Source organism: Microbacterium sp. BE35, assembly GCF_031457705.1.
Lineage (GTDB): Bacteria > Actinomycetota > Actinomycetes > Actinomycetales > Microbacteriaceae > Microbacterium > Microbacterium trichothecenolyticum.
The window spans coordinates 952,967-977,247 of record NZ_JAVDXD010000002.1; the positions used below are offsets into that span (position 1 = coordinate 952,967).

A 24,281-nucleotide genomic window follows, 5' to 3' on the forward strand; every position below is an offset into this window, starting at 1 on the left:
AAGCTGGAGCCAGCGCTGTCTATTCATGCTGCGACCCTGATCGCCCCCTTTGCCACGGATGAACCGCCCGTCTTCCACGGGCCCTCGATCGATGAGTTCTTCCCCGAGGTGCTCTTCAATCTGGCGGGTGTTCCGATCACTCGGATCCACCTCATCCAGTTCCTCGCCACGATCGCCGTCGTCGTGATCTTCTGGCTCGGCACGCGCCGCATGCGCGTCGTACCGGGTCGCTTCCAGAGCCTCGTCGAGATGGGACTGGACTTCGTCCGCGTCAACATCGGCGAGGACCTGCTCGGCAAGAAGGACGCTCAGCGCTTCCTGCCGATCCTCACGACGCTCTTCTTCATGATCCTGTTCATGAACATCACGGGCATCATCCCGTTCCTGAACATCGCCGGCACGAGCATCATCGCCGTGCCACTGACGCTCGCGGTCGTCAGCTACGTCACGTTCATCTACGCCGGCATCAAGAAGAGCCCGAAGAACTTCTTCAAGAACTCGCTCTTCCCGTCGGGCGTGCCGTGGCCGATCTACATCATCGTCACGCCGATCGAGCTGATCTCGACCTTCATCATCCGGCCGGTGACGCTGACCCTCCGACTCCTCATGAACATGATGGTCGGCCACCTGCTGCTGGTGCTGTTCTTCGCCGCCACGCAGTTCTTCATCTTCGACCTGGGCGGCTGGTGGTCGATCCTCGGCGCCGGCAGCCTCGCGTTCGGCTTCGTCTTCACCCTGTTCGAGATCCTGGTGGCTGTCCTCCAGGCCTACGTCTTCGCCCTTCTCACCGCGGTCTACATCCAGCTCGCGGTCGCCGAAGAGCACTGATACGGGACGGCTGGAAAGCCGCCCACAACTGAAAGGAAACACCCCCGTGGACGCAACTACGGTTCTCGCCGAGGTCACCGGATCCATCGCCACCGTCGGTTACGGCCTCGCCGCGATCGGCCCGGCCATCGGCGTCGGCATCGTCGTCGGCAAGACGATCGAGGGCGTCGCCCGTCAGCCCGAGCTGGCCGGCCGCCTGCAGGTGCTCATGTGGATCGGTATCGCCTTCACCGAGGCGCTCGCCTTCATCGGCATCGCGACCGGCTTCATCTTCGGCTTCTGACCGCGAACACCCAGTCGTAAGGAGACAGGATGCTGCACGCTCTTGTCACGTACGCCGCGGAAGAGGGTGCGGAGGCGCACAACCCCCTCCTCCCCGCGTGGTACGACATCATCTGGTCGTCGGTGTGCTTCATCGTCATCCTCGTCATCTTCTGGAAGGTCGCCCTTCCCCGGATGAAGAAGCTGCTCGACGAGCGTTCCGCCGCGATCGAAGGCAACATCGCCAAGGCCGATGAGGCCCAGCGCAAGGCCGAGGCTGCACTCGAGGAGTACACCTCGCAGCTCGCGGACGCGCGCAAGGAGGCCGGTGAGATCCGTGACGCCGCCCGTGAGGACGGCAAGAAGATCGTCGCCGAGGCCAAGGAGACCGCATCCGCGGAAGCCGCGCGTCTCACCTCGACCGCGCACGCCCAGATCGAGGCGGAGCGCCAGACGGCTCTCGTGTCGCTGCGCAGCGAGGTGGGCACGCTCGCCCTCGACCTCGCCGGCGGCGTGATCGGCGAGACGCTGTCCGACGACAAGAAGGCTCAGGCCGTCGTCGACCGCTTCCTCGCGGAGCTCGAGGAGTCCGAAGGGGCCAAGGCGTAATGGGCAGCGCGACCACTCAGGCCCTGGCGGCGACGACGGCGGCGCTGCGCGCCGCGTCGGGCGTCGACCTCGACGTGGCCGGCGAGCTGTTCGCCGTCGCGCGCGCCGTGGGCGACTCGTCGCAGCTGAGCGGCGCGCTCGCCGACTCCGCCGCGTCGGCCGAGGCCCGCCGCAAGGTCGTCGCCGACGTGTTCGGCGGGGCCGTGAAGCCCACGACGGCGTCGCTGCTGACGACCGCCGTCGCTCAGCGGTGGTCCTCGTCCGACGATCTCGTCGACGGCATCGAGGAGCTCGCCGTGCGCGCCGTCGCGGTCGCCGACGCGAGCGCCGACGTCGAGGCCGAACTCTTCGCGTTCACGCGGACCGTCGCAGACAATCCCGAGCTCGAGCTCGCACTGGGGAGCCGGCTGGGCGACTCCGCCGCGAAGGGCACGCTCGTCGAGAAGCTGCTCCAGGGCCGTGCGAGCGCAGGGGCGACGCTGATCGCGTCCGCTCTCGTCCGTCAGCCCCGTGAGCGCCGCGTGCGTCAGCTGCTCGCGCGCGCGACCCGGCTCGTCGCCGACCAGCGCAACCGCGCGGTCGCGACCGTCGTGGCGGCGGCTCCGTTGAGCGCTGCGCAGAGCGAGCGACTGGCCTCCGCCCTCACCAAGCGCTACGGCACGCCCGTCTCGCTGAACACCATCGTCGACCCGACCGTGGTCGGCGGCCTGCGCGTGCAGATCGCCGATGACGTGATCGACGCGAGCGTGTCGGCGCGTCTGGCCGACCTCCGTCAGCGGCTCGCCGGCTGACACAGACTTCCCGCGCAAGCGGAGATTTCGGGGCCGAGGCCCCTTGAACGAAGGAAAACAATGGCAGATCTCTCTATCAGCCCCGATGTCATCCGTGACGCGCTGAAGGACTTCGTCGCCGCCTACGAGCCCAGCGGGGCTGCGGCCACCGAGGTCGGCACGGTCGTCGACGCCGCTGACGGCATCGCGCACGTCGAGGGCCTTCCCGGTGTCATGGCGAACGAGCTCGTGACGTTCGCGGACGGCACGCAGGGCCTCGCGCTGAACCTGGACGAGCACGAGATCGGCGTGGTCGTCCTCGGCGACTTCTCCGGTGTCGAGGCGGGCCAGCAGGTCACCCGCACCGGCGAGGTGCTCTCGGTGGCCGTCGGCGACGGCTACCTCGGTCGCGTCGTCGACCCGCTCGGCAACCCGATCGACGGTCTCGGCGAGATCGCCACCGTCGGCCGCCGCGCCCTCGAGCTGCAGGCGCCGGGCGTCATGCAGCGCAAGTCGGTGCACGAGCCGCTGCAGACCGGCATCAAGGCCATCGACGCGATGATCCCGGTCGGCCGCGGCCAGCGCCAGCTCATCATCGGCGACCGGCAGACCGGCAAGACGGCCATCGCGATCGACACGATCATCAACCAGAAGGCCAACTGGGAGTCGGGCGACGTCAGCAAGCAGGTGCGCTGCATCTACGTCGCTATCGGTCAGAAGGGCTCCACGATCGCGGCCGTCAAGGGCGCCCTCGAGGACGCCGGCGCACTGGAGTACACGACGATCGTCGCGGCTCCCGCCTCGGACCCCGCCGGCTTCAAATACCTCGCGCCGTACACCGGCTCGGCCATCGGCCAGCACTGGATGTACGAGGGCAAGCACGTCCTGGTCATCTTCGACGACCTGTCGAAGCAGGCCGAGGCCTACCGCGCCGTGTCCCTGCTCCTGCGCCGCCCGCCGGGCCGCGAGGCGTACCCGGGTGACGTCTTCTACCTGCACTCGCGTCTGCTCGAGCGCTGCGCGAAGCTGTCCGACGAGCTCGGCGCCGGCTCGATGACCGGTCTTCCGATCATCGAGACCAAGGCCAACGATGTCTCGGCGTACATCCCGACCAACGTGATCTCGATCACCGACGGGCAGATCTTCCTCCAGTCCGACCTGTTCAACGCCAACCAGCGCCCCGCTGTCGACGTCGGCATCTCGGTCTCGCGAGTCGGCGGCGACGCCCAGGTCAAGTCGATCAAGAAGGTCTCCGGCACGCTCAAGCTCGAGCTCGCCCAGTACCGCTCGCTCGAGGCGTTCGCGATGTTCGCCTCCGACCTGGACGCGGCTTCGCGCCGCCAGCTCGCCCGCGGTGCGCGTCTGACCGAGCTGCTCAAGCAGCCGCAGTACTCGCCGTACCCGGTGGAGGAGCAGGTCGTCTCGATCTGGGCCGGCACCAACGGCAAGCTCGACTCGATCGAGGTCGAGGACGTGCTGGCGTTCGAGCGCGAGCTGCTCGACTACCTGCGTCGCAACACCACGATCCTCGACACCCTGCGCGACACGAACGTCCTCGACGACGACACCGTGGCCGAGCTGACGAAGAAGACCGACGAGTTCATCCTCGAGTTCCAGGCCGGCAAGGGCCAGTCGATCACCAAGCCCGGCCACGAAGAGGTCGCGGCTGCGCAGGCCGACGACGTGAACCAGGAGAAGATCGTCAAGGGCCGCCGCTAAGGCGGGCCTGGGCTAGCAGACATGGGCGCACAACTCCGGGTCTACAAGCAGAAGATCTCTTCTGCTCAGACGACCAAGAAGATCACGAAGGCGATGGAACTCATCGCGGCTTCGCGCATCCAGAAGGCGATGGCGCGTGTGCGCGCGTCGTCGCCCTTCGCGCGAGCCGTGACGCGTGCCGTCTCCGCCGTGGCGACGCACTCCAACGTCGACCACCCCCTGACCCTCGAACGAGAGACGATCCGCCGCTCCGCGGTCGTGATCTTCTCGTCCGACCGCGGTCTCGCGGGCGCGTTCAACTCGCAGATCCTCCGAGAGGGCCTCGAGCTCGCGCAGCTGCTGCGCGAGGAGGGCCGGGAGCCGGTGTTCTACCTGGTCGGTCGCAAGGCCGTCGGGTACTTCCAGTTCCGTCGCATGCAGAGCGCTGCGGAATGGACGGGCGACACCGACACCCCGCACTTCACAACGGCGGAGGAGATCGCGGCGACCCTGCTCGACGCGTACGACCGCGGCGGCGAGGAGAACGGCGTCGACGAGATCCACCTCGTCTACAACCGCTTCGTCAGCATGATGACGCAGACGCCCGAGACGGTGCGCCTGCTTCCGCTCGAGGTCGTCGAGGCCGAGGAGTCGTCCTCGGCCGCGGTGTACCCGCTGTACGAGTTCGAGCCGGACGCCGAGACCGTGCTCGACGCGCTCCTGCCGGTGTACATCCAGAGCCGCGTCTTCAACGCCCTCCTGCAGTCGTCGGCCGCGAAGCACGCCGCGACGCAGAAGGCGATGAAGTCCGCCAGCGACAACGCCGACAAGCTCATCACCGACTACACGCGCCTGCGCAACAACGCGCGCCAGGCCGAGATCACGCAGCAGATCGCCGAGATCGTCGGCGGCGCCGATGCGCTCTCGTCCGGCAAGTAGCGCTGCGACATCAGACCACACGAAAGAGAAGAAGCCATGAGCCTCACCGCTGACAAGACCGAGACGGCGGTCGTCGGGCGCGTCGCCCGCGTCACCGGCCCCGTCGTCGACATCGAGTTCCCGCACGACTCGATCCCCGACATCTACAACGCGCTGAAGACGACGATCGTGATCGGCGACGACGCGTCCGAGATCACGCTCGAGGTCGCTCAGCACCTCGGTGACGACCTCGTCCGCGCCATCTCGCTCAAGCCGACCGACGGCATGGTCCGCGGTCAGGAGGTGCGCGACACCGGCGGCCCCATCACGGTGCCCGTCGGCGACGTCACCAAGGGCAAGGTGTTCAACGTCACGGGTGACGTCCTGAACGGCGAGCCCGGTGAGACCATCGAGATCACCGAGCGCTGGGGCATCCACCGCCAGGCGCCGTCGTTCGACCAGCTCGAGTCGAAGACCGAGATGTTCGAGACCGGCATCAAGAGCATCGACCTGCTCACCCCGTACGTGCAGGGTGGGAAGATCGGCCTCTTCGGCGGTGCCGGCGTCGGCAAGACCGTCCTCATCCAGGAGATGATCCAGCGCGTCGCGCAGGACCACGGCGGTGTGTCGGTGTTCGCCGGTGTCGGCGAGCGCACCCGTGAGGGCAACGACCTCATCGGCGAGATGGAGGAGGCGGGCGTCTTCGACAAGACCGCCCTCGTCTTCGGTCAGATGGACGAGCCGCCGGGGACGCGTCTGCGCGTCGCCCTGTCGGCGCTCACGATGGCGGAGTACTTCCGCGACGTGCAGAAGCAGGACGTGCTGCTGTTCATCGACAACATCTTCCGCTTCACGCAGGCCGGTTCCGAGGTCTCGACGCTGCTCGGCCGCATGCCGTCCGCGGTGGGCTACCAGCCGAACCTCGCTGACGAGATGGGCGTCCTCCAGGAGCGCATCACCTCGACGCGCGGTCACTCGATCACCTCGCTTCAGGCGATCTACGTCCCCGCCGACGACTACACCGACCCGGCTCCGGCGACCACGTTCGCGCACCTCGACGCCACCACCGAGCTCTCGCGTGAGATCGCGTCGAAGGGTCTGTACCCGGCCATCGACCCGCTGACGTCGACGAGCCGCATCCTCGACCCGCGCTACATCGGTGAGGACCACTACCGCGTGGCCACCGCCGTGAAGCAGATCCTGCAGAAGAACAAGGAGCTGCAGGAGATCATCGCGATCCTCGGTGTCGACGAGCTCTCGGAAGAGGACAAGATCGTCGTCGCCCGTGCGCGCCGCATCCAGCAGTTCCTCTCGCAGAACACCTACATGGCGAAGAAGTTCACCGGTGTCGAGGGTTCGACGGTCCCGATCAAGGAGACCATCGAGTCGTTCGACGCGATCGTCAAGGGTGAGTTCGACCACGTCGCCGAGCAGGCCTTCTTCAACGTCGGCGGCATCTCCGACGTCGAAGAGCAGTGGGCGCGCATCCAGAAGGAGAACGGCTGATCATGCCGCTCAAAGTGAGCCTCGTCTCCGCGGACGCGGAGGTCTGGTCGGGAGAGGCGTCGCTCGTCGTCGCCAAGACCGTCGAGGGCGAGATCGGCTTCATGACCGGTCACGAGCCGGTGCTCGCGATCCTCGCCGAGGGTCAGGTGCGCATCACCGAGACCTCGGGCACGAAGATCATCGCCAACGCGCAGGACGGGTTCCTGTCGATGGAGGGCGATGACCTCACGATCGTGGCCGGAAACGCCGCACTGATCTCCTGATCAACCATCATTCGCACTCGGCCGGTCCCCTCGGGGATCGGCCGAGTCGTTTCATCCGGCGACTTCGCCCCGAGCCCCGCCACGGAGAGCCATGCTGATCCTGCTGCCCCCGTCCGAGACGAAACGGACCGGCGGCAAGCGCACGCCGCTGGATGCGGCAGGACTGGCGCTGCCGGAGCTGGCGCCGCAGCGCGAGGCGGTCGTCGCGGCCCTCGTCGCCCTCTCGGCCGACGAGGACCACGCCGCACGCGTCCTCAAGCTCGGCCCCAAGCAACGAGGCGAGGTCGCCGTGAACGCCGTGCTGCGCGACGCCCCGACGATGGCGGCGATCGACCGCTACACCGGTGTCCTCTTCGACGCGCTCGATGCAGCATCCGTCTCCGCCGCCGGACGGCGCTGGCTGGGAGCCCATGTCCTCGTGCACTCGGCCCCGTTCGGTCCAGTGGGCGCGCTGGATCCCATCCCGGCGTATCGTCTCGGCGCCGGCACGTCGCTTCCCGGTGTGCCGCCGCTGCGGCGACTCTGGGGCGCCGACGTGACCGCCGCCCTCGCTGCGCTCGACCCGCGCTTCGTGCTCGACCTGCGCTCCGAGGCGTACGTCGGCCTCGGCCCCGTACCGGCCGGCGTCGCCTCCCGGTATGTGCGCGTCGTGAGCGAGGGCGCCGATGGCGCCGTGCGCGCCCTCAACCACTTCAACAAGCATGCGAAGGGTGCGCTCGTTCGCCGTCTCGCCGAGGATCGCCCGCGGATCGGGTCTGCCGCGGCCTTCCTGACGTGGGCGGATGCTGCCGGCCTCCGCGTGCGGGAGTCCGGCGCCGGCGAGCTCGAGCTCTTCGCCTGAGCGCTACGCGGTCGGTGTGCGCACCGCCGAGAAGCGATTGCGGCGGCGCAGCGCGAAGCCGAGACGTTCGTACGCCGCGATCGCGCCGACGTTCGATGCCGCCGCGTGCAGCAGAGCGCGGTCGCCACGCTCCTGGATGTGGAATGCGACGTCGAGCACGAGGCGCGACGCGAGGCCCTGACGACGGTGGTCGGCGTCGACCGCGACGGCGCTGATCTCGGTCCAGCCCTCGGGGTGAAGTCGCTCGCCGGCCATCGCGACGAGGCGGCCCTCGCGGCGGATGCCGATGTAACGCCCGAGTTCGTACGTCCGCGGCCGGAACGGACCGGGTTGGTTGCGCTCGACGATCGCGAGCATCTCGGGAACGTCGTCAGCGCCCAGGAGGACTGCTTCCGGGTAGGGCTGCGGCCGAAGCGCGTCGGTCTCCACGAGCTGGACCCCCTCGCCCTGGCCGACGACCTCCCAGCCCTCCGGCACGTCGCCGTCGTAGCCCGAGAGCCCGATCTCGGCACCGGGACCCACGAGGTCGATGAGCGCCTGCCACACCGCCGGCTCGTCCCACGATCTCACCGCGACGAACGGCGCGACGTCTTCCGGGTAGCGGCGCACGAGGTCGTCGCCGATCGCGAACGAGGCGTGCGGACCGGTCAGCGAGTGCCAGGGGGCGTTGTCGAGCACGGTGGCGTCGGTGTGCGGGGCATCGAGGATGGGGGCGAGGGAGGCATCGGGCACCCGCCCACTCTGCGCCTGCGGCCCAGTCGGCGCAAATGCCCGGCGTCACCGCACGCAACACGTGCGAGAACGCCGCCCGGTCAGCGCTTCGTGTGCTCGGCGGTGCGCTCGGTGTTCTCGGCGATCGCGATGAGGGCGACGACCGCCTCGATGATGAACCTGAGCAGGATGATCGCGAGGAACGTCACGACCGGGACCACGATGATGGTCGCGATGAGCCCGGTGATGCCGGCGCCGACGTTCAGCCACATCACGGAGATCGCGCTCATGATGCCGCCGACGAAGTACACGATGAAGCCGATGGCGATCGCGATCAGGCCGACGAAGTAGAACACGCTCGCCAGGCGCCGCGTGATGAAGGTGCGGAACGAGAGGTCGAACAGCGCGGAGAAGAACCCTCGGCCGACCTCGTTGACCTCGCCGCGGACCGACGGGACGCCCGTGTCGTCGGGATCGGCGCCGCGCGCGGCGTCAGCGGCGGACTGCGGGGGCAGCGGCGGGGGAGTCGAGGAGGACGGAGTCTGGTCGGTCATGGGCAGCCCTTCGGTCGGGAGTTCTGCTCAGGCTATCCACCGCCGTCTCAGCGGGCCATCCCCTTGATATGGGCCGCCAATGCTGACAGGCAGCTGAGAGCGTCGCTAGCATGTGTCCAGCGGAGCAGGGGCTCCGTGGGCGCGAATCGACACGCCCCGAACCGACTCTCTCGGAGGTCGCTCCACATGGACTACAACGACGGCAGCGGAGCTGGGGCGCTCATCGCCTGGCTCGTGCTCGCTCCCTTCCTCTTCCTGCTCGCGATCGCCGGATACGTCATCGGGTCGTGGTTCCTCATGAAGATCTTCGACAAGGCCGGCGTGCAGGGTCGCTGGCGTGCCTGGGTGCCGGTCTACAACACCCTGATCTTCGTCAAGCTCGGCGACCTCAACCCGTGGTGGCTGCTGATCCTCTGGGGCGGCACCATCGTGCTCGGGTGGGTACCCGTGCTCGGCACCCTCATCGGCATCGCCGCCTTCATCTACACTCTCCTCGCCGCCTGGCGCGTGGGCCTGAAGCTGCAGAAGGAAGCCGTCTGGCTCATCCTCTACTTCTTCCTCGCGATCGTGTGGCTCGGCATCAACGCGTTCGACCGCTCCCGCTGGAACACGGCGATCCCCGCAGCCCCGTGGGCAGGCACCTTCCTCGCCGACAACACGGTGTGGTCGGGAATCCCCGCACAGGTGCCCGCCGGCGGCTACCCCGCCAACCCTGCGACCGCCCCCGGCTACGGCGCCCCCACGGGGTACCAGCCCCCGGCCGGGTATACGCCGCCGCCCGCGCCTCCCGCCGGCTACACGCCTCCGCCCGCGCCCCCTGCGGCGCCCGCTGCCCCGGTGCCGCCGCCCGCTGCCCAGCCGCCGGCCGCGCAGCCGCCGGCGACGCCGCCTCCTGCCGCCGAGCCGCCGGCGACAGAGCCGCCCACCGCGGAGCCGCCGGCGACAGAGCCGCCCACCGCGGAGCCGCCGGCGCCCGAGGCGCCCAAGCCGTAATCGAATCGACAGCCCCTCGCCCGACGGCGAGGGGCTGTCGCTTCGGCCGCGGGTGGAGGCATCCACATCCGGGGATAGCGTGGAGGCATGACCTCGACTGTTCCCCTGCGCCGTGTCGGCGCGTCCGGCCTGCTCGTCTCCGCCGTCGGCCTCGGCTGCAACAACTTCGGTCGCCCCGGCACCCGCACCGAGACGCTCGAGGGCACGAGGGAGGTGCTCGACGCGGCGATCGACGCCGGCGTGACGTTCCTCGACACCGCCGACATGTACGGCGGCGACCCTGGGCAGTCCGAGACGCTCATGGGTGAGGCGCTCGAGGGCCGGCGCGACCAGGTCATCCTCGCGACCAAGTTCGGGCATCCCGGTCGCGACATGGGCTACCCGGCGTCGGGTGCGAAGGGCTCGCGGTCGTACATCCGGCGGGCGGTCGAAGCATCCCTCACCCGCCTCAGGACCGAGTGGATCGACCTCTACCAGCTCCACGTGCCAGACAACGACACGCCGATGGAGGAGACGCTCGACGCGCTCGGCGACCTCGTCCGCGAGGGCAAGGTGCGCTACATCGGGCACACGAACTTCTCGGGCTGGCAGGTCGCAGAGGGCCACTTCACCGCGCTCATGCGCCATGGCGTGCCGTTCGTCTCGGCGCAGAACGAGTACAGCCTGCTCGCACGCGGGGCCGAGCGGAACGTGCTGCGGGCAGTCGAGCGCTACGGTCTCGGCTTCTTCCCGTACTTCCCGCTCCACAACGGGCTGCTCACCGGCAAGTTCACGCGGGATGCCGCGCCCGCCGACACCCGCATCATCCGGCAGCGCCGCCACATCTACGACGATGCGCCGTGGGATGCGCTCGAGGGGTATCAGGCGTTCTGCGACGAGCGCGGCGTCACGATGCTCGAGGCGACCTTCGGGTGGCTGCTGTCGCGTCCGGCCCTGTCGAGTGTCATCGCCGGCGCCACCACTCCCGAGCAGGTCCGGGCGAACGCGGCGGCGGCTTCGGTGTGGACGCCGACGGCCGCGGACCTCGCGGCGATCGACGTGCTGTTCCCCCCGCCGGAGGCTGCCGCCTGACGCCTCGACGCATCGCGTCGGGCGAGTTCGCCGACGGCGTAGGCGCCGGACTTTCGGCGGCGCGCACGCGGGCGTAGCGTCGCTATCCGTGCGCGGTCCGTGCGAACGGATGACTCCGCGCGCCGGAAAGGACCGTCGTGCTCGGAAAGCTCCTGGTGCGGTATCTGAGTCCCGCGTGGCCGCTCATCGTGGCGGTGGTCGTCTTCCAGCTCGCACAGTCGATCGCGTCGCTGTGGTTGCCGACCCTCAACGCCGACATCATCGACAACGGCGTCGTCACCGGTGACATCCCGTACATCTGGTCGACCGGCGGCGTGATGCTGATCGTGAGCCTCGTGCAGGTGGTGTGCGCGATCGTCGCGGTGTACTTCGGGTCGCGCCTCGCGATGGGCATGGGACGGGACCTGCGCGGCGACCTGTTCCATCGTGTGGTCGCGTTCTCCCAGCGGGAGGTCGGTCAGTTCGGCGCTCCGTCGCTCATCACCCGCAACACCAACGACGTGCAGCAGGTGCAGATGCTGGTGCAGGTGTCGGCGACGCTCATGATCTCGGCGCCGATGCTCGCGATCGGCGGCGTGATCATGGCGATCAGCCAGGACGTCGGCCTGTCGTGGCTGATGGCGGTGGCGATCCCGGTGCTGCTCATCATCGTCGGTCTCATCGTGTGGCGCATGGTGCCGGCGTTCACGCAGATGCAGAAGCGCATCGACCGCGTGAACCAGATCATGCGCGAGCAGCTGAGCGGCATCCGCGTCGTGCGGGCGTTCGTGCGCGAGCGCCAGGAGCGCGCCCGCTTCGAGGCCGCCAGCGAGGACGTGAAGGCGACGGGGCTGCGCGCCGGCAACCTGATGGCCCTGATGTTCCCCGCCGTGATGCTGGTCATGAACGTCTCGAGCGTCGCGGTCATCTGGTTCGGCGCCTTCCAGGTGCAGAACAACGGCGTGCAGATCGGCACCCTGTTCGCGTTCCTCACCTACCTGATGCAGATCCTCATGGGCGTCATGATGGCGACCTTCATGTTCGTGATGATCCCGCGCGCCGCGGTGTGTGCGAACCGCATCGGCGAGGTCCTCGAGACCGATCCGTCGGTGTCGGCGCCCGAAACGGCGGCGTCGGCTCCCGCCCCGACCGGGCGCATCGAGTTCGACCACGTCGACTTCGCCTATCCGGGCGCCGAGGACGCGGTGCTGCACGACGTGACGTTCACGGTCGAGCCCGGGACGACGACGGCGGTCATCGGCTCGACCGGCTCGGGCAAGACCACGCTCGTCAGCCTCGTGCCGCGCCTGTTCGACGTGACCGCCGGCAGTGTGCGCGTCGACGGCGTCGACGTGCGCGACTACGACCCCGACGAGCTCTGGACGCGTGTCGGACTCGTCCCGCAGCGCGCCTTCCTGTTCTCGGGCACGATCGCGTCGAATCTGCGCTACGGCGACCACGATGCCACCGACGAGCAGCTGTGGACCGCGCTCGAGCTCGCCCAGGCCGCCGACTTCGTGCGTGCCATGTCCGAAGGGCTCGAGGCGCCGATCGCGCAGGGCGGCACGAACGTGTCGGGCGGGCAGCGCCAACGCCTCGCGATCGCGCGGGCGCTCGTGAAACGCCCCGAGTCGTACATCTTCGACGACTCGTTCTCGGCACTGGATCTGAGGACGGATGCTGCGCTCCGCCGCGCGCTCGATACGCATCTGCCCGACGCGACCAGGCTCGTCGTCGCGCAGCGCGTGTCGACGATCCAGCACGCCGACCAGATCCTCGTGCTCGATCACGGGCGCATCGTCGGGGCCGGCACGCACGACGAACTCGTCGAGACCAATGAGACGTACCGCGAGATCGTGGAATCCCAGCTCGCGGCGGAGGCGGCGGCATGAGCGGCCCGGGGCGCGCTGCGCAGCGCATGCCGATCGGCCGCGGTCCGATGGGCCAGGCGACGGGCGGCGAGAAGGCCCGGAACTTCGGTCCGAGCGCGAAGCGCCTGCTCGCGACCCTGCGCTCGGATACGCCGCTGCTCGTCGTGGTGCTCGTGTTCAGCATCCTGTCGGTCACACTCTCGGTGATAGGCCCGAAGCTCCTCGGCGAGGGCACCAACATCGTGTTCGCCGGCTTCATCTCGCTGCAGATGCCCGCCGGGGCCACCAAGCAGCAGGTGATCGATCAGCTGGTCGCGTCGGGCAACCAGGACCAGGCGAACATGATCGCCGCGATGGACTTCGTGCCCGGCGCCGGCATCGACTTCGACCAGCTCGCGCGGATCCTGACCCTGGTGCTGCTCGTCTACGTGTTCTCGAGCCTGTTCGGGTGGCTGCAGGCCCGCATCCTCAACGGCGTGGTGCAGCGCGCGATGCATCGCCTCCGCCTGCAGGTCGAGGACAAGGTGCACCGGCTGCCGTTGTCGTACTTCGACCGCGTGCAGCGCGGCGAGCTTCTCAGCCGCGTCACGAACGACGTCGACAACATCGGCCAGACGATGCAGCAGACGCTGTCGCAGGTCGTCATCTCGCTGTTGACCGTGATCGGCGTGCTCACGATGATGTTCATCATCTCGCCGCTGCTGGCGATCATCGCGCTCGTGACGATCCCGCTCACGATCGTCATCACCGTGCTGGTGGCCAGGCGCTCGCAGAAGCTCTTCGTGCAGCAGTGGAAGACGACGGGCGTCCTCAACGCCCGCGTCGAGGAGACGTTCTCCGGCCACTCGGTGGTGAAGGTGTTCGGCCATCAGAAGGAGGTCGAGGCCGACTTCCGCGCCGAGAACGAGGAGCTGTACCGCTCGAGCTTCGGGGCGCAGTTCCTCTCCGGCGTGATCATGCCCGCCATGATGTTCATCGGCAACCTCGTGTACGTCGCGATCGCCGTCGTCGGCGGACTGCAGGTGGCCGCGGGGCTCATGTCGATCGGCGACGTGCAGGCGTTCATCCAGTACTCGCGCCAGTTCACGCAGCCGCTCAGCCAGCTGGGATCCATGGCGAACCTGCTGCAGTCCGGCGTCGCCAGCGCGGAGCGCGTCTTCGAGCTGCTCGACGAGGAGGAGCAGACGCCCGACGACGACCCCGCCCTGACGGCGCCGGACTCGGCGAGCCACCTCGAGTTCGAGGACGTCTCGTTCCGGTACACCGAGGACAAGCCGCTGATCGACTCGTTGACGCTCGCCGCGCGGCCCGGCAGCACGGTAGCTATCGTCGGGCCGACCGGCGCCGGCAAGACGACGCTCGTGAACCTCATCATGCGGTTCTACGACGTGGACGCCGGCCGCATCGTGCTGGACGGCGTCGACACCCGCCGCATGACGCGCGACGATCTCCGCGCGCGAACCGGGATGGTGCTGCAGGACACGTGGCTGTTCGCAGGCACGATCCGCGAGAACATCGCGTACGGACGACCGGAGGCGTCCGAGGAGGAGATCGTCGCCGCGGCGACGGCGGCCTACGTCGACCGCTTCGTGCACGCGCTGCCCGACGGCTACGACACGATGCTCGACGACGAGGCCACCAACCTCAGCGTGGGCGAGCGTCAGCTCGTGACGATCGCCCGGGCGTTCCTCGCCGATCCGCGCATCCTCATCCTGGACGAGGCGACCTCGTCGGTGGACACCCGCACCGAGCTGCTCATCCAGCGCGCGATGTCGCGGCTGCGCGAGGACCGGACGGCGTTCGTGATCGCGCACCGGCTGTCGACGATCCGGGATGCCGATCTCATCCTCGTCATGGAGAACGGTGCGATCGTCGAGCAGGGATCGCACAACCAGCTGCTCGCGCAGAAGGGTTCGTACCGACGCCTCTACAACGCCCAGTTCGAGGGCGCGGCCGAGGAGGAAGAGGCGGTCGAAGTGCCGACCGTGCCATTGCCGCCGCCGCCCACGACCGCGCAGATCGTCGTCGAAGCGCTCGCCGAGTCCGAGGACGCCGTCGAGTAACCCACTAGTATGTGAGGACGCCGGGGCGAAGGGTTCCGGCGTATTCCGACGGGGAGGACAGGGCGTGCCCGAAGTTTCCACCCAGTCTCTCGCCGTCCCGGTTCCCGGTGGCGTGCTCGAGCTCTCCTGGGCAGCCGTGACCGACACCGGACGACGTCGCGAGGTGAACCAGGATGCGATGTTCGCGGCGTACCCGCTGTTCGTCGTCGCCGACGGCATGGGCGGGCATGTCGGGGGCGAGATCGCGAGCGCCAGCGCGATCGAGCGACTCCGCGCCGTCGCCGACAGCGGCACGGTGACGCCGAAGACCATCGAGAAGGCGCTCGCGCGCGCCGTCAAGGACATCGCGTCGCACCCGGAGGCGACGGACGACGGCACGGGCACGACGGTGACCGGCGTGTTCCTCGACACCTCGGGGGACGCCGCCCACTGGGTCACGCTGAACATCGGCGACTCGCGCGTGTATCTGGTGCGCGATGGCGCGATCGTGCAGATCACCACCGACCACTCGGTCGTGCAGGAACTCGTCGCGGCAGGGCGACTGAGTCCCGAAGAGGCCGAGAGCCACCCCTACGGCAACGTCATCACCCGTGCCGTGGGGCCGAGCGAAGGCGTCACTCCCGACTACGTGCGGCTGGACGCCCTCGACGGCGACCGCTTCGTCATCTGCTCCGACGGGCTGACCAAGGAGCTCACCGACTACGGCATCCGCCACTTCCTCGAGGAGAACGCCGACGCGGGCGACGCGGCATCCGCCATGCTCGAGGCGGCGCTCGAGAACGGCGGCCGTGACAACATCACCATCATCGTCCTGGACGTGGGTCGCCCGGCCGACGCCGATTCCTCCCCAACCGAGGACTGACCGCCGAGATCCACAGATCCGGCTTTCCCGGATCTGTGGCGAGCCGGCCCGCGCTGAAGTGGGCGCATGCGCTCACCCGTTCCTTCGACGTTCTCGACCGGTGGCGTTCTCGACGATGAGCCGCTCGCCCTGCCGGCGGCGTGGGTTCCTCCTCCGCGCGCCCCGCTGCCGCTCGTGGCCGCGATCGTCCCCGTGGTCGGCGCCGTGGCGCTCTGGCTCGTCACCGGCTCGCTCTTCTCCCTCTGGTTCGCACTCCTCGGACCGCTGATCGCGGCGGCGACCATGCTCGACGCGCGCCGCGCCGCCCGCTCGGACGGGCGACACGCCGCAGCCGACGCGGTGCGTGCCCGCGACGAGGTCGCCTCGGCCGTGGCGGCGCGTCACGAGAGCGAGCGGGCGCTGCTGTGGGCGCGGCATCCCGATGTCGCGCGCCTCGTCACCCGCGAAGGGGAGATCTGGCGCGGCGGCCGCGACGCGTGCCTCGTGGTCGGCGAGGGCGAGCGTGCGAGCGTCGTCCGCGTGACCGGAGGAGACGGGGACCCGGATGCCGCGGACCTGCGTCGCCGCGCGGCTCGCGTCGCGGGGGCGCCGGTGACGCTCCCTCTCGCCGCGGGCGTGGTGATCGTGGGCGGCGAAACCCTCGCCGCCGCCGTCCAGCGGGCGCTCGTCCTGCAGGCGTGCCTCGCCTTCCCGCCGGACGAGCTGCGCGTCGGCCCGCCGCTCGGGCGCGGTCTCGACTGGGTGGAGGCGCTGCCGCACCGTGACGGCCAGGGCGGATCGCTGCTGGCAGTCGTCGGTCCTGGCGAGCTGGTCCCCGCGGACGCCGATCTCGTCATCGCGCGCGGCCGCCCCGGCGAGCCGCTGCCGCCGAGGTGCCAGGCGGTGCTCGCGATCTCCTCACCCGGCGTCGCCCGGCTCGAGCACGCCGGCGAGGCCGTCCCGGTCAGCGTCGAGGCGGTGGCCCGGGGTCAGGCGGAGGAGATCGCCGCCGAACTCTCCGCTCGCGCCGCGCACAGCCTGGGACTGCGGCGCGGGACGCCGGAGCCGATCGCCCTGTCGCCGCTCCTGGCCGCGGTGCCGGCCACGGTGGGCGGGCTGCCCGCGGTCCTCGGTGCGAGCCGAGGCGAGCCGGTGCTCGTCGACCTCGTCGCCGACGGACCTCACGCCGTCGTCGCGGGAGTCACCGGGGCCGGCAAGAGCGAGCTGCTGATCACCTGGATCCTCGCGCTGTGCACCACCCGCTCCGCAGACGAGGTGACGTTCCTGCTGGCGGACTTCAAGGGCGGCACCGCGTTCGACGGCCTCGCCGGGGTTCCCCATGTCAGCGGGGTCATCACCGACCTCGACGGTGCGGGCGCCCGTCGCGCCATCGAGAGCCTGCGGGCCGAGCTGCGCCGACGCGAGGCGGCGATCGCCGCGGCCGGCGCCCGTGACATCGCCGACCCGCGGGTGCGGCTGCCGCGCCTCGTGGTGGTGGTCGACGAGTTCGCCGCTCTGCTGGGCGATCACCCCGAACTGCATGGCCTGTTCGCCGATCTCGCGGCCCGCGGCAGGGCCCTCGGCATCCATCTCATCCTCGGCACCCAGCGAGCGGCGGGGGTGATCCGCGACAACCTGCTGGCGAACTGCCCGCTGCGGATCAGCCTGCGCGTGACCGATGCGGCCGACAGCCGGGCGCTGCTCGGCACGGAGGATGCCGCTCGCCTTCCCGGCGGGATCGCCGGCCGCGGGACGGCGTTCGTCCGTCGCGCCGGCGATCCGAGTCCGCAGCAGCTGCGCATCGCGCTGTCCGGCCCCGACGATGTGGCGGCGGCCGCGCTCAAGATCGGGCAGCGTGCGCCCAGTCGGCCCTGGCTGCCCGAGCTGCCGAGGCTGCTGACCCTCGACGATCTCGTGGATCGCTGCGCAGCGCAGCGGGATGCACCACCCGTCGGCGCCGTGCTCCTCGGGCTGGCCGACGAGCCCGAGCGCCAGCGGCAGCCGGTGGCGTTCCTGGGCGCGTCCGACCGCGGGCTGCTGGTGCTCGGCGGGCCGGCGTCCGGGGTGTCGAATGCGCTCGACCTCGTCGAAGCCCAGCTGCCTGGGGCGGCGGTGCGGCTGCCGACCCACCCGGAGCGGCTCTGGGACGCCGTCGCCGCGCTGCACGAGGAGCTGCCGCGCCCCGGCTCGGCGGTGCTCGTGGACGACCTCGACGTGGTCGCACTGCGGCTGCCCCCCGAGTACGCGCAGATCGTCACGGAGCGGATCGAGGGGATCGTCCGCCGGGCGGCCGATGCCGGAGTGCTGATGGTGGTGGGAGCGCACCGGCTGACCGGTCCCGTGTCGCGCGTCGCCGAGCTCTTCCCCCGACGCCTCATGCTGCCCTACGCCACCCGTGTCGATCATGCTTCCGCCGGGGGCGATCCTTCGGCGTTCGATCCGGCCGCGCCCGCCGGGCGGGGGCGACTCGACAGGCGGACGCTCCAGCTCGCGACGGCGCCGTTCGCGTTCCGCGAGCCGATCGAGCCCGAGGCGCCGTGGATCCCCTCCGCCGCGCTCACCGGAGTCGTGGCTCGGCGCTCGCCGGCCGGGCGACGGGCGCTCGCCGACTGGGAGGAGCGCGGTGTGCGGGTGCTCGGCGTGGAAGCCTACATGGCGGATCCCGGGGTCGCCGCCACGGGACGCGTGGTCGTCGTCGGCGAACCCGATGACTGGCAGCGACAGTGGCGCCTCCTCGCCGATGTGCGCGGCGACCACGACCTGGTGATCGACGCATCGTGCGCGTCGGAGCTCCGCGTCCTCACGGGATTCCGCGGTGTACCGCCGTACTGCGAGCCCGGTGCCGCGCGCGCGTGGCTCATCTCCGCCGGAGCCGATCCCGTGCGCATTGTCCTCCCGTCGTGAGATGTCCGGCCTGACCGTCGGGCAGGTGTCTTGACCCGTGCTTCTCGCACGCCATAGCGTCGCCATGTGGCTACATCCCCGATCGACCTGCACCGCCCCGAGGGCAAAGGACTCGCCGCGGGCACGCTGGGGCTGTGGGGTTCCACCGTCATCGGCCTCGCGTCGACCGCGCCCGTGTACTCACTGGTGGCGACCCTCGGGTTCGTCGTGCTGGCGGTCGGGGCGCAGGCGCCCATCGCGTTCGTCATCGCGTTCATCCCGATGCTCTTCATCGCCTTCGCCTATCGCGAACTCAACAACGACGTCCCCGACTGCGGCACCACCTTCACGTGGGGCACCAAGGCCTTCGGGCCATGGGTCGGCTGGATGGGCGGATGGGGCGTCGCCGTCGCCGGCATGGTCGTCCTGGCGAACCTCGCGCAGATCGCCGGAATCTACTTCTGGGCGCTCGTGGACGGCATCGTGGGCAACCCGGAGGATGCACTGCTCGCCGACAACGTCCCGCTCGTGACCGCGACGGGTGTGGTGTTCATCGCAGCGATGACGTGGGTGAGCTGGAGGGGGGTCGAGATCGGCGAGCGCATCCAGAACGTGCTGCTGGCGATCCAGTACCTCGCCCTTGCGATCTTCGTGGTGGCCGCGCTCTGGCAGTTCTTCGCAGGCACGGCGCCGGACCCGACGCCGTTCGACTGGTCGTGGTTCAACCCGTTCGCGTTCACCGAATGGAGCGGGTTCGTCGAGGCTGTGCTGCTCGCGCTCTTCATCTACTGGGGCTGGGACACGTGCCTCGCCCTCAACGAGGAGACCAAGGATCCCAAGCGCATCCCGGGTCGTGCGGCCCTGCTGACGACGGTCATCCTGCTCTTCACCTATGTCGGCGTGACGGTGGCTGCGATGATGTACGCCGGCCTCGGCGAGACGGGGACGGGTCTCGGCAACGAGGCGAACGCGGACGACTTCTTCCTCGCGATCAAGGACGGCCTGCTCGGGCCTCTCGGCTGGGTGCTCGTGGTCGCGGTGATGATCTCGGCGATCTCGTCGACGCAGACCACGATCCTGCCGACGGCGCGCGGCACGCTCTCGATGGCCGCCTACAAGGCGCTGCCCCGCCGGTTCGCCACGGTGCACCCGCGGTACAAGACGCCGTCGTTCTCGACGCTCGTCATGGGCGTCGTCGCGATCGTCTACTACGTCGGCATGACCTTGATCAGCGACAACATCCTGCAGGACTCCATCCTGTCCCTCGGGCTCGCGATCGCCTTCTACTACGCCATCACCGGCTACGCCTGCGTGTGGTACTTCCGGCGGGAGCTGTTCAACAGCGCGAGGAACTTCTTCTACCGGTTCCTCTTCCCGCTGCTGGGGTCGCTGATGCTGACGTACGCCTTCGTGCAGTCGGCCATCGACATGTACGACGTGGACTACGGGTACACCGTCCTGCTCGGCATCGGCGGCACGTTCGTCCTGGGCATCGGCTCGCTCGCGTTCGGCGTGCTGCTCATGGTGCTGTGGTTCCTGTTCCCCCGGGCGAAGGCGTTCTTCCGGGGCGAGAGCCTCAATCGCGACACCCCGGTGCTCGTCCCCGAGGACCCGGCAGACTTCGCCCGGTCGATCGACGGCGGGCTCGTCTGAGCCGGGGCGCCACGGCCCTCACGGACCGAGGTGCGCCCCGCAGCCGACGTCGTACGCCTCGCGCAGCCAGGCCGCGACGTGCTCGTCGAACTCGCCCCCGTCGGCGAGGCGGAACTGATGGACGAAAAGGCGTCGGCCGTACGGCGACGCGCTGAGCACGCGGGGGTCGGGCGGAAGCTCGCGCATGAGATCGAAGTAACCGCGAACCCCTGCACGCCACGGCCTGACGCCGGCGAAGCCGCGGCGCGGACCCTTGAACGTGATCGTCGTCTTCGCGACCGAGTGCGTCACCGGCCCGAACGACCGGATCAGCCCGTCGATGCGGTGCCACAGCTCGACCGCGGCGGGGTCCGCATCCCTGAGATGATCGTCCACCGTCCACACGTGCGCGTCCGTCACCACTCCAGTCTCGGCCAGGGCGCCGACACGCGCACCGCAGCAGACAGTCGGAAGCCCCCGACTCCCGAAGGAGTCCGGGGCTTCCTCCACCCCGCGAGCGCCGTCAGACCAGGGCGGCCTCCAGCGGAGCGAGCTCGAAGTCGTGCGCCGTCGCCACGCCCGCGTTGACCACGCGGCCGCCGACGGTGTTGAGACCGGCCGCTAGCGCGGCATCCGCTCGAAGGGCTTCTTTCCAGCCGCGACGCGCGATCTGGCGGATGTAGGGGAGCGTGGCGTTGGTGAGCGCCGAGGTCGATGTGTTGGGCACCGCGCCCGGCATGTTCGCGACGCAGTAGAAGATGCTGCCGTGCACAGGGAAGGTCGGATCGGCGTGCGTGGTGGGGTGGGTGTCCTCGAAGCAGCCGCCCTGGTCCACGGCGATGTCGACGAGCACGGAGCCCGGCCGCATGCGCGAGACCATGTCGTTGGTGACGAGCTTCGGCGCCTTGGCCCCCGGGATCAGCACGGAGCCGATGACGAGATCCGAGGCGGTGACCGCGCGATCGAGGTCGAGCGGGTTCGACGCGGCGGTCTTGACCCGGCCCTGGAAGTGGTCGTCGAGGTAGCGCAGCCGCTGCACGTTGGTGTCGAAGACGGTGACGTCAGCGCCCATGCCCACCGCGATCACCGCGGCGTTGGCGCCGGCGACGCCGCCGCCGATGACGGTGACCGTGGCCGGCCGCGTGCCCGGCACCCCTGACATGAGCAGGCCGAGACCTCCGGCGGATCGCATCAGCGTCGCCGCTCCGACCGTCGGGGCGAGACGCCCGGCGACCTCGCTCATGGGCGCCAGCAGCGGGAGGCCGCCGCCGGCCAGCTGGACGGTCTCGTAGGCGATCGCGGTGACGCCGTCGGCGACGAGGCGTTCGGTGAGCGGGCGGTCGGCCGCGAGGTGCAGGTAGGTGAACAGCACGAGGTCGTCGCGGAAGTAGCCGTACTCGCTCGCGATCGGCTCCTTGACCTTGAGGAGCAGTTCGGCGCGCGCCCACACCTCGGCGGCATCGTCGAGCAGCACCGCCCCCGCGTCCTCGTACTCGGCATCCGGCATCGACGAGCCTGCGCCTGCGCCGCGCTGCACGAGCACCTCATGGCCGGAGGCGACCAGGTCGTGCACGCCCGCGGGAGTGAGGGCGACCCGATACTCGTTGTTCTTCACCTCGGTGGGGACGCTGATCCGCATCGTGTGATCCTTTCCGCTCCGCCGTTGGAGCGCTCGGGCTCCTCGTGGGAGCGCCTCTAGAAGGCGGGGCGGATGGCCCCGACATCCTGTCCGCCGCCGGTGACGGCCAGCGGAAGCCTCGACATCGTGTCGGCGACGTCCGCCGACGCCAGCGCGCCGTGCCGCTCGAGCAGGCGCAGTGCGACGGCGGTGGCCGCGCGGCCGCTGCCGTCCAGCATCTTGAGCGTCACCGTCGTGCCGTTCGGGGCGACCATCACCATGACGCCTTCGGCGCCGCCCTTGGCGAACACGCCCAGCCGCTCGATGGCGATCGTGTCGGCGCGGCCGGGACCGTCGATCGTCCACGGGTCGGCGCGCACCGCGTCGACGAGTGCGCCGGCGCTGCGGTGCAGTGCGAAGGGTGACGTCGTCGAGGAGTTGCCGATCCGGTGGATCGCACGCGCGAGACCGAAGAGGGTCATCGCGTAGACCGGGGCGCCGCAGCCGTCCACGGCGGTCGCGGCGACCTTCTCGCCGATCAGGCGTTCGACGGTCTCACGGACGAGGATCTGCACCGGATGATCCGGCGCGAGGTAGCTCTCGGGGTCCCAGCCGTTCAGGACGCTGGTGAGGAGCATCGTGGCGTGCTTGCCGGAGCAGTTCATCCGGATCCGCGACGGCTGTCCCAGTTCACGCACCAGCTCGTCGCGGGTCGCCGTGTCGGCGGGCCAGGCGGCCGGGCATCCCAGTGCGTCCTCACCGAGCTCGGCGAGGGCCAGGATGTCGCGGACCACGGCGACATGACGGTCGGTGCCGGAGTGGCTCGCAGTCGCAAGGCCCAGTCGCTCACCCTCGAGAGGCGCGCCCGCCGAGAGGCACGCGAGCGCCTGCAGCGGCTTGAGGCTGGAGCGGGGGAGGATCAGTGCCGACGGATCACCGAGCCTCTCGGCGATGGTCCCGTCGGCGGCGAGCACGATGGCGATGCCGGCGTGGCGCGACTCGACGAAACCGCTGCGTTCGACGACGGCGAGCTCGACGGCGTCGGTCGCGGCGAAGGTCTGCGGCACCCCGACAGCCTACCGCCGGAGGGGCCCTGCGCCCGCATGACAGACTGTGCTCATGTGGGGCGAGCATCGATACTCCGTCCGGACGACGTGGACCGGTGATCGCGGCACCGGCACGTCGGGCTACCGGGACTACGACCGGGCGACGACCATCGAGATCGACGGCAAGCCGGCGCTGCTCGCCTCCTCCGACAAGCCCTTCCGCGGTGACCCGTCGCGCTGGAACCCCGAGGACATGCTGCTGGCGTCGCTCAGCGAATGCCACCTGCTGTCATATCTCCACGCGTGCGTGCAGGCAGGGGTCGTGGTCGTCGGCTACGAGGACGAGGCATCGGGTCTCATGGTGGAGGACGGCCGCGGCGGGGGCGCCTTCCGGGAGGTCGTGCTGCGGCCGCGCGTGACCGTCGCGGACGCTTCGATGACGGATGCCGCGACCGCCGCGCACGCGCAGGCGAACCAGTGGTGCTTCATCGCGAACTCGGTGAACTTCCCGGTGCGCCACGAGCCCATGATCCTGGTCGCTTCACCCGGTCGCTGAGCGAGCCTGCGGGTCGAGACGCCGTCAGCGGCGCTCGTGGGGGAGGACCTGCTTGATGCGGTCGATCGTGTTGTGCGCGGGGACCTCGTTGTAGGCGTTCGCGAGCTCCTGGCCCGAGAGTGCGTGGATCGCGGCCATGATCTCGTCGGTGGCGAGACGGCGTGCCTTGCCCGAGGAGGCCGGGCCGTGGTGGGCGAGGTCGAGCGGCTCGCCGAACTTGACCGTGATGCGGTGCTGGAACGACGGCTTCTTCGCCCCGACCGGCATCACCTTGTCGGTGCCGATGAGGCCGACCGGCACGACGCGCGCCCCCGCCTGCAGCGCGAGGAACGCGACACCGGTGCGACCCTTGTAGAGGCGGCCGTCGAGCGAGCGCGTGCCCTCCGGGTAGAGGGCGACGGCCTTGCCGTCGTCGAGAAGGGCGCGCTGCTGTTCGAGCGCGTCGAGCGCGGCCTGTCCGGCGCCGCGTTGCACGGGGATCGCACCGATCGACGTGAAGAACCATCGCGACGCCGGCTTGTCGAAGTAGCTCGACTTCGCCAGGAAGTGCACCGGACGCGGCGCTGCGACCGGGATCGCGATCGAGTCGATGAAAGACAGATGGTTGCTCGCGAAGATCACCGGGCCGGACTTGGGAACGTTGGCTTTGCCCTCGATGCGGGGGCGGTACACGATCCGGGCCAGGGGAGTCAGGATGCTGCGCCCCAGCGCGTACGTGAAGCCCATGCGGCGCGCCGGAGCGGCGGGGGATTCGGGCTCTTCCGCCGTC

23 protein-coding genes are annotated in these 24,281 nt (G+C 69.8%); 17 read left to right on the top strand and 6 right to left on the bottom strand.

The window, feature by feature from the left end:
* The first annotated feature begins 36 nt into the window (after positions 1-36).
* The 9 genes from atpB to J2Y46_RS10410 all read left to right on the top strand — a co-directional run bounded on the left by atpB (position 37) and on the right by J2Y46_RS10410 (position 7,694).
* Positions 37-828 carry a F0F1 ATP synthase subunit A gene (atpB, locus tag J2Y46_RS10370; RefSeq protein ID WP_245619524.1) on the top strand — a complete coding sequence of 264 codons (792 nt, stop codon included), beginning with the start codon at positions 37-39 and terminating at the stop codon, positions 826-828.
* A 46-nt stretch (positions 829-874) separates the two neighbouring features.
* Positions 875-1,111, top strand: coding sequence for an ATP synthase F0 subunit C (gene atpE / locus J2Y46_RS10375; RefSeq protein WP_045297529.1), 237 nt, complete (start codon positions 875-877; stop codon positions 1,109-1,111).
* 29 nt (positions 1,112-1,140) lie between these two features.
* Positions 1,141-1,698 (top strand): F0F1 ATP synthase subunit B, encoded by a 558-nt coding sequence (locus J2Y46_RS10380; RefSeq protein ID WP_045297530.1) that lies wholly within the window; start codon positions 1,141-1,143, stop codon positions 1,696-1,698.
* Positions 1,698-2,489, top strand: coding sequence for a F0F1 ATP synthase subunit delta (locus tag J2Y46_RS10385; RefSeq protein WP_045297532.1), 792 nt, complete (start codon positions 1,698-1,700; stop codon positions 2,487-2,489). The genes J2Y46_RS10380 and J2Y46_RS10385 overlap by 1 nt, the downstream gene beginning before the upstream one ends.
* Before the next feature lie 60 nt (positions 2,490-2,549).
* Entirely contained in the window at positions 2,550-4,187 is a 1,638-nt protein-coding gene (gene atpA / locus J2Y46_RS10390) for a F0F1 ATP synthase subunit alpha (RefSeq protein ID WP_045297533.1), read from the top strand.
* Between the two features lie 21 nt (positions 4,188-4,208).
* Positions 4,209-5,105 (top strand): F0F1 ATP synthase subunit gamma, encoded by an 897-nt coding sequence (locus J2Y46_RS10395; protein ID WP_045297535.1) that lies wholly within the window; start codon positions 4,209-4,211, stop codon positions 5,103-5,105.
* A 36-nt stretch (positions 5,106-5,141) separates the two neighbouring features.
* Positions 5,142-6,590, top strand: coding sequence for a F0F1 ATP synthase subunit beta (gene atpD, locus J2Y46_RS10400; protein WP_045297536.1), 1,449 nt, complete (start codon positions 5,142-5,144; stop codon positions 6,588-6,590).
* 2 nt (positions 6,591-6,592) lie between these two features.
* Positions 6,593-6,853: a F0F1 ATP synthase subunit epsilon gene (locus J2Y46_RS10405; protein WP_045297537.1), complete on the top strand. Its 261-nt coding sequence runs from the start codon at positions 6,593-6,595 to the stop codon at positions 6,851-6,853.
* 91 nt (positions 6,854-6,944) lie between these two features.
* Positions 6,945-7,694, top strand: a complete 750-nt coding sequence (locus J2Y46_RS10410; protein WP_310242111.1) for a peroxide stress protein YaaA — start codon at positions 6,945-6,947, stop codon at positions 7,692-7,694.
* Between the two features lie 3 nt (positions 7,695-7,697).
* Here the strand turns inward: J2Y46_RS10410 and J2Y46_RS10415 are convergent, their stop codons facing one another.
* Both J2Y46_RS10415 and J2Y46_RS10420 read right to left on the bottom strand, forming a co-directional pair.
* On the bottom strand, positions 7,698-8,426 hold the full coding sequence (locus J2Y46_RS10415) for a GNAT family N-acetyltransferase (protein WP_045297541.1): 729 nt from the start codon (positions 8,424-8,426) through the stop codon (positions 7,698-7,700).
* Positions 8,427-8,506: 80 nt separating this feature from the next.
* Positions 8,507-8,959, bottom strand: a complete 453-nt coding sequence (locus tag J2Y46_RS10420) for a DUF4282 domain-containing protein (RefSeq protein ID WP_310242112.1) — start codon at positions 8,957-8,959, stop codon at positions 8,507-8,509.
* A 186-nt stretch (positions 8,960-9,145) separates the two neighbouring features.
* Here J2Y46_RS10420 and J2Y46_RS10425 point away from each other — a divergent pair, with 186 nt between their 5' ends.
* From J2Y46_RS10425 to J2Y46_RS10455, 7 genes are all read left to right on the top strand, one after another.
* The gene (locus J2Y46_RS10425; RefSeq protein WP_310242113.1) at positions 9,146-9,952 is read left to right on the top strand and encodes a DUF5684 domain-containing protein; all 807 of its coding nucleotides are present in this window, start codon (positions 9,146-9,148) and stop codon (positions 9,950-9,952) included.
* Between the two features lie 87 nt (positions 9,953-10,039).
* Complete coding sequence (locus J2Y46_RS10430; protein ID WP_310242114.1) at positions 10,040-11,023, top strand: aldo/keto reductase; 984 nt, start codon at positions 10,040-10,042, stop codon at positions 11,021-11,023.
* A 137-nt stretch (positions 11,024-11,160) separates the two neighbouring features.
* Complete coding sequence (locus J2Y46_RS10435; RefSeq protein WP_045296395.1) at positions 11,161-12,894, top strand: ABC transporter ATP-binding protein; 1,734 nt, start codon at positions 11,161-11,163, stop codon at positions 12,892-12,894.
* On the top strand, positions 12,891-14,936 hold the full coding sequence (locus J2Y46_RS10440; protein ID WP_396653164.1) for an ABC transporter ATP-binding protein: 2,046 nt from the start codon (positions 12,891-12,893) through the stop codon (positions 14,934-14,936). The genes J2Y46_RS10435 and J2Y46_RS10440 overlap by 4 nt, the downstream gene beginning before the upstream one ends.
* A 64-nt stretch (positions 14,937-15,000) precedes the next feature.
* Positions 15,001-15,798 carry a PP2C family serine/threonine-protein phosphatase gene (locus J2Y46_RS10445; RefSeq protein ID WP_045296393.1) on the top strand — a complete coding sequence of 266 codons (798 nt, stop codon included), beginning with the start codon at positions 15,001-15,003 and terminating at the stop codon, positions 15,796-15,798.
* Between the two features lie 66 nt (positions 15,799-15,864).
* Positions 15,865-18,681, top strand: a complete 2,817-nt coding sequence (locus tag J2Y46_RS10450; protein ID WP_310242118.1) for an FtsK/SpoIIIE domain-containing protein — start codon at positions 15,865-15,867, stop codon at positions 18,679-18,681.
* 66 nt (positions 18,682-18,747) lie between these two features.
* Positions 18,748-20,313, top strand: coding sequence for an APC family permease (locus J2Y46_RS10455; protein ID WP_310242120.1), 1,566 nt, complete (start codon positions 18,748-18,750; stop codon positions 20,311-20,313).
* Between the two features lie 18 nt (positions 20,314-20,331).
* Here the strand turns inward: J2Y46_RS10455 and J2Y46_RS10460 are convergent, their stop codons facing one another.
* From J2Y46_RS10460 to J2Y46_RS10470, 3 genes are all read right to left on the bottom strand, one after another.
* Complete coding sequence (locus J2Y46_RS10460) at positions 20,332-20,712, bottom strand: DUF5655 domain-containing protein (protein WP_310242122.1); 381 nt, start codon at positions 20,710-20,712, stop codon at positions 20,332-20,334.
* 103 nt (positions 20,713-20,815) lie between these two features.
* Positions 20,816-21,931 (bottom strand): alanine dehydrogenase, encoded by a 1,116-nt coding sequence (gene ald, locus J2Y46_RS10465; RefSeq protein WP_045296385.1) that lies wholly within the window; start codon positions 21,929-21,931, stop codon positions 20,816-20,818.
* Positions 21,932-21,987: 56 nt separating this feature from the next.
* Positions 21,988-22,977 (bottom strand): asparaginase, encoded by a 990-nt coding sequence (locus J2Y46_RS10470; RefSeq protein WP_310242125.1) that lies wholly within the window; start codon positions 22,975-22,977, stop codon positions 21,988-21,990.
* Between the two features lie 52 nt (positions 22,978-23,029).
* Here J2Y46_RS10470 and J2Y46_RS10475 point away from each other — a divergent pair, with 52 nt between their 5' ends.
* On the top strand, positions 23,030-23,512 hold the full coding sequence (locus J2Y46_RS10475; RefSeq protein ID WP_310242127.1) for an OsmC family protein: 483 nt from the start codon (positions 23,030-23,032) through the stop codon (positions 23,510-23,512).
* 24 nt (positions 23,513-23,536) lie between these two features.
* Here J2Y46_RS10475 and J2Y46_RS10480 read toward each other — a convergent pair whose 3' ends face one another.
* Positions 23,537-24,238, bottom strand: a complete 702-nt coding sequence (locus tag J2Y46_RS10480; protein WP_157005271.1) for a 1-acyl-sn-glycerol-3-phosphate acyltransferase — start codon at positions 24,236-24,238, stop codon at positions 23,537-23,539.
* Positions 24,239-24,281: the final 43 nt, after the last annotated feature.

Coding starts and splice junctions, on each gene's coding strand:
- J2Y46_RS10380 (WP_045297530.1), top strand. CDS start 1,141: ATGCTGCACGCTCTTGTCACGTACGCCGCGGAAGAGGGTGCGGAGGCG.
- J2Y46_RS10385 (WP_045297532.1), top strand. CDS start 1,698: ATGGGCAGCGCGACCACTCAGGCCCTGGCGGCGACGACGGCGGCGCTG.
- atpA (WP_045297533.1), top strand. CDS start 2,550: ATGGCAGATCTCTCTATCAGCCCCGATGTCATCCGTGACGCGCTGAAG.
- J2Y46_RS10395 (WP_045297535.1), top strand. CDS start 4,209: ATGGGCGCACAACTCCGGGTCTACAAGCAGAAGATCTCTTCTGCTCAG.
- atpD (WP_045297536.1), top strand. CDS start 5,142: ATGAGCCTCACCGCTGACAAGACCGAGACGGCGGTCGTCGGGCGCGTC.
- J2Y46_RS10405 (WP_045297537.1), top strand. CDS start 6,593: ATGCCGCTCAAAGTGAGCCTCGTCTCCGCGGACGCGGAGGTCTGGTCG.
- J2Y46_RS10410 (WP_310242111.1), top strand. CDS start 6,945: ATGCTGATCCTGCTGCCCCCGTCCGAGACGAAACGGACCGGCGGCAAG.
- J2Y46_RS10420 (WP_310242112.1), bottom strand. CDS start 8,959: ATGACCGACCAGACTCCGTCCTCCTCGACTCCCCCGCCGCTGCCCCCG.
- J2Y46_RS10425 (WP_310242113.1), top strand. CDS start 9,146: ATGGACTACAACGACGGCAGCGGAGCTGGGGCGCTCATCGCCTGGCTC.
- J2Y46_RS10430 (WP_310242114.1), top strand. CDS start 10,040: ATGACCTCGACTGTTCCCCTGCGCCGTGTCGGCGCGTCCGGCCTGCTC.
- J2Y46_RS10440 (WP_396653164.1), top strand. CDS start 12,891: ATGAGCGGCCCGGGGCGCGCTGCGCAGCGCATGCCGATCGGCCGCGGT.
- J2Y46_RS10450 (WP_310242118.1), top strand. CDS start 15,865: ATGCGCTCACCCGTTCCTTCGACGTTCTCGACCGGTGGCGTTCTCGAC.
- ald (WP_045296385.1), bottom strand. CDS start 21,931: ATGCGGATCAGCGTCCCCACCGAGGTGAAGAACAACGAGTATCGGGTC.
- J2Y46_RS10475 (WP_310242127.1), top strand. CDS start 23,030: ATGTGGGGCGAGCATCGATACTCCGTCCGGACGACGTGGACCGGTGAT.
- J2Y46_RS10480 (WP_157005271.1), bottom strand. CDS start 24,238: ATGGGCTTCACGTACGCGCTGGGGCGCAGCATCCTGACTCCCCTGGCC.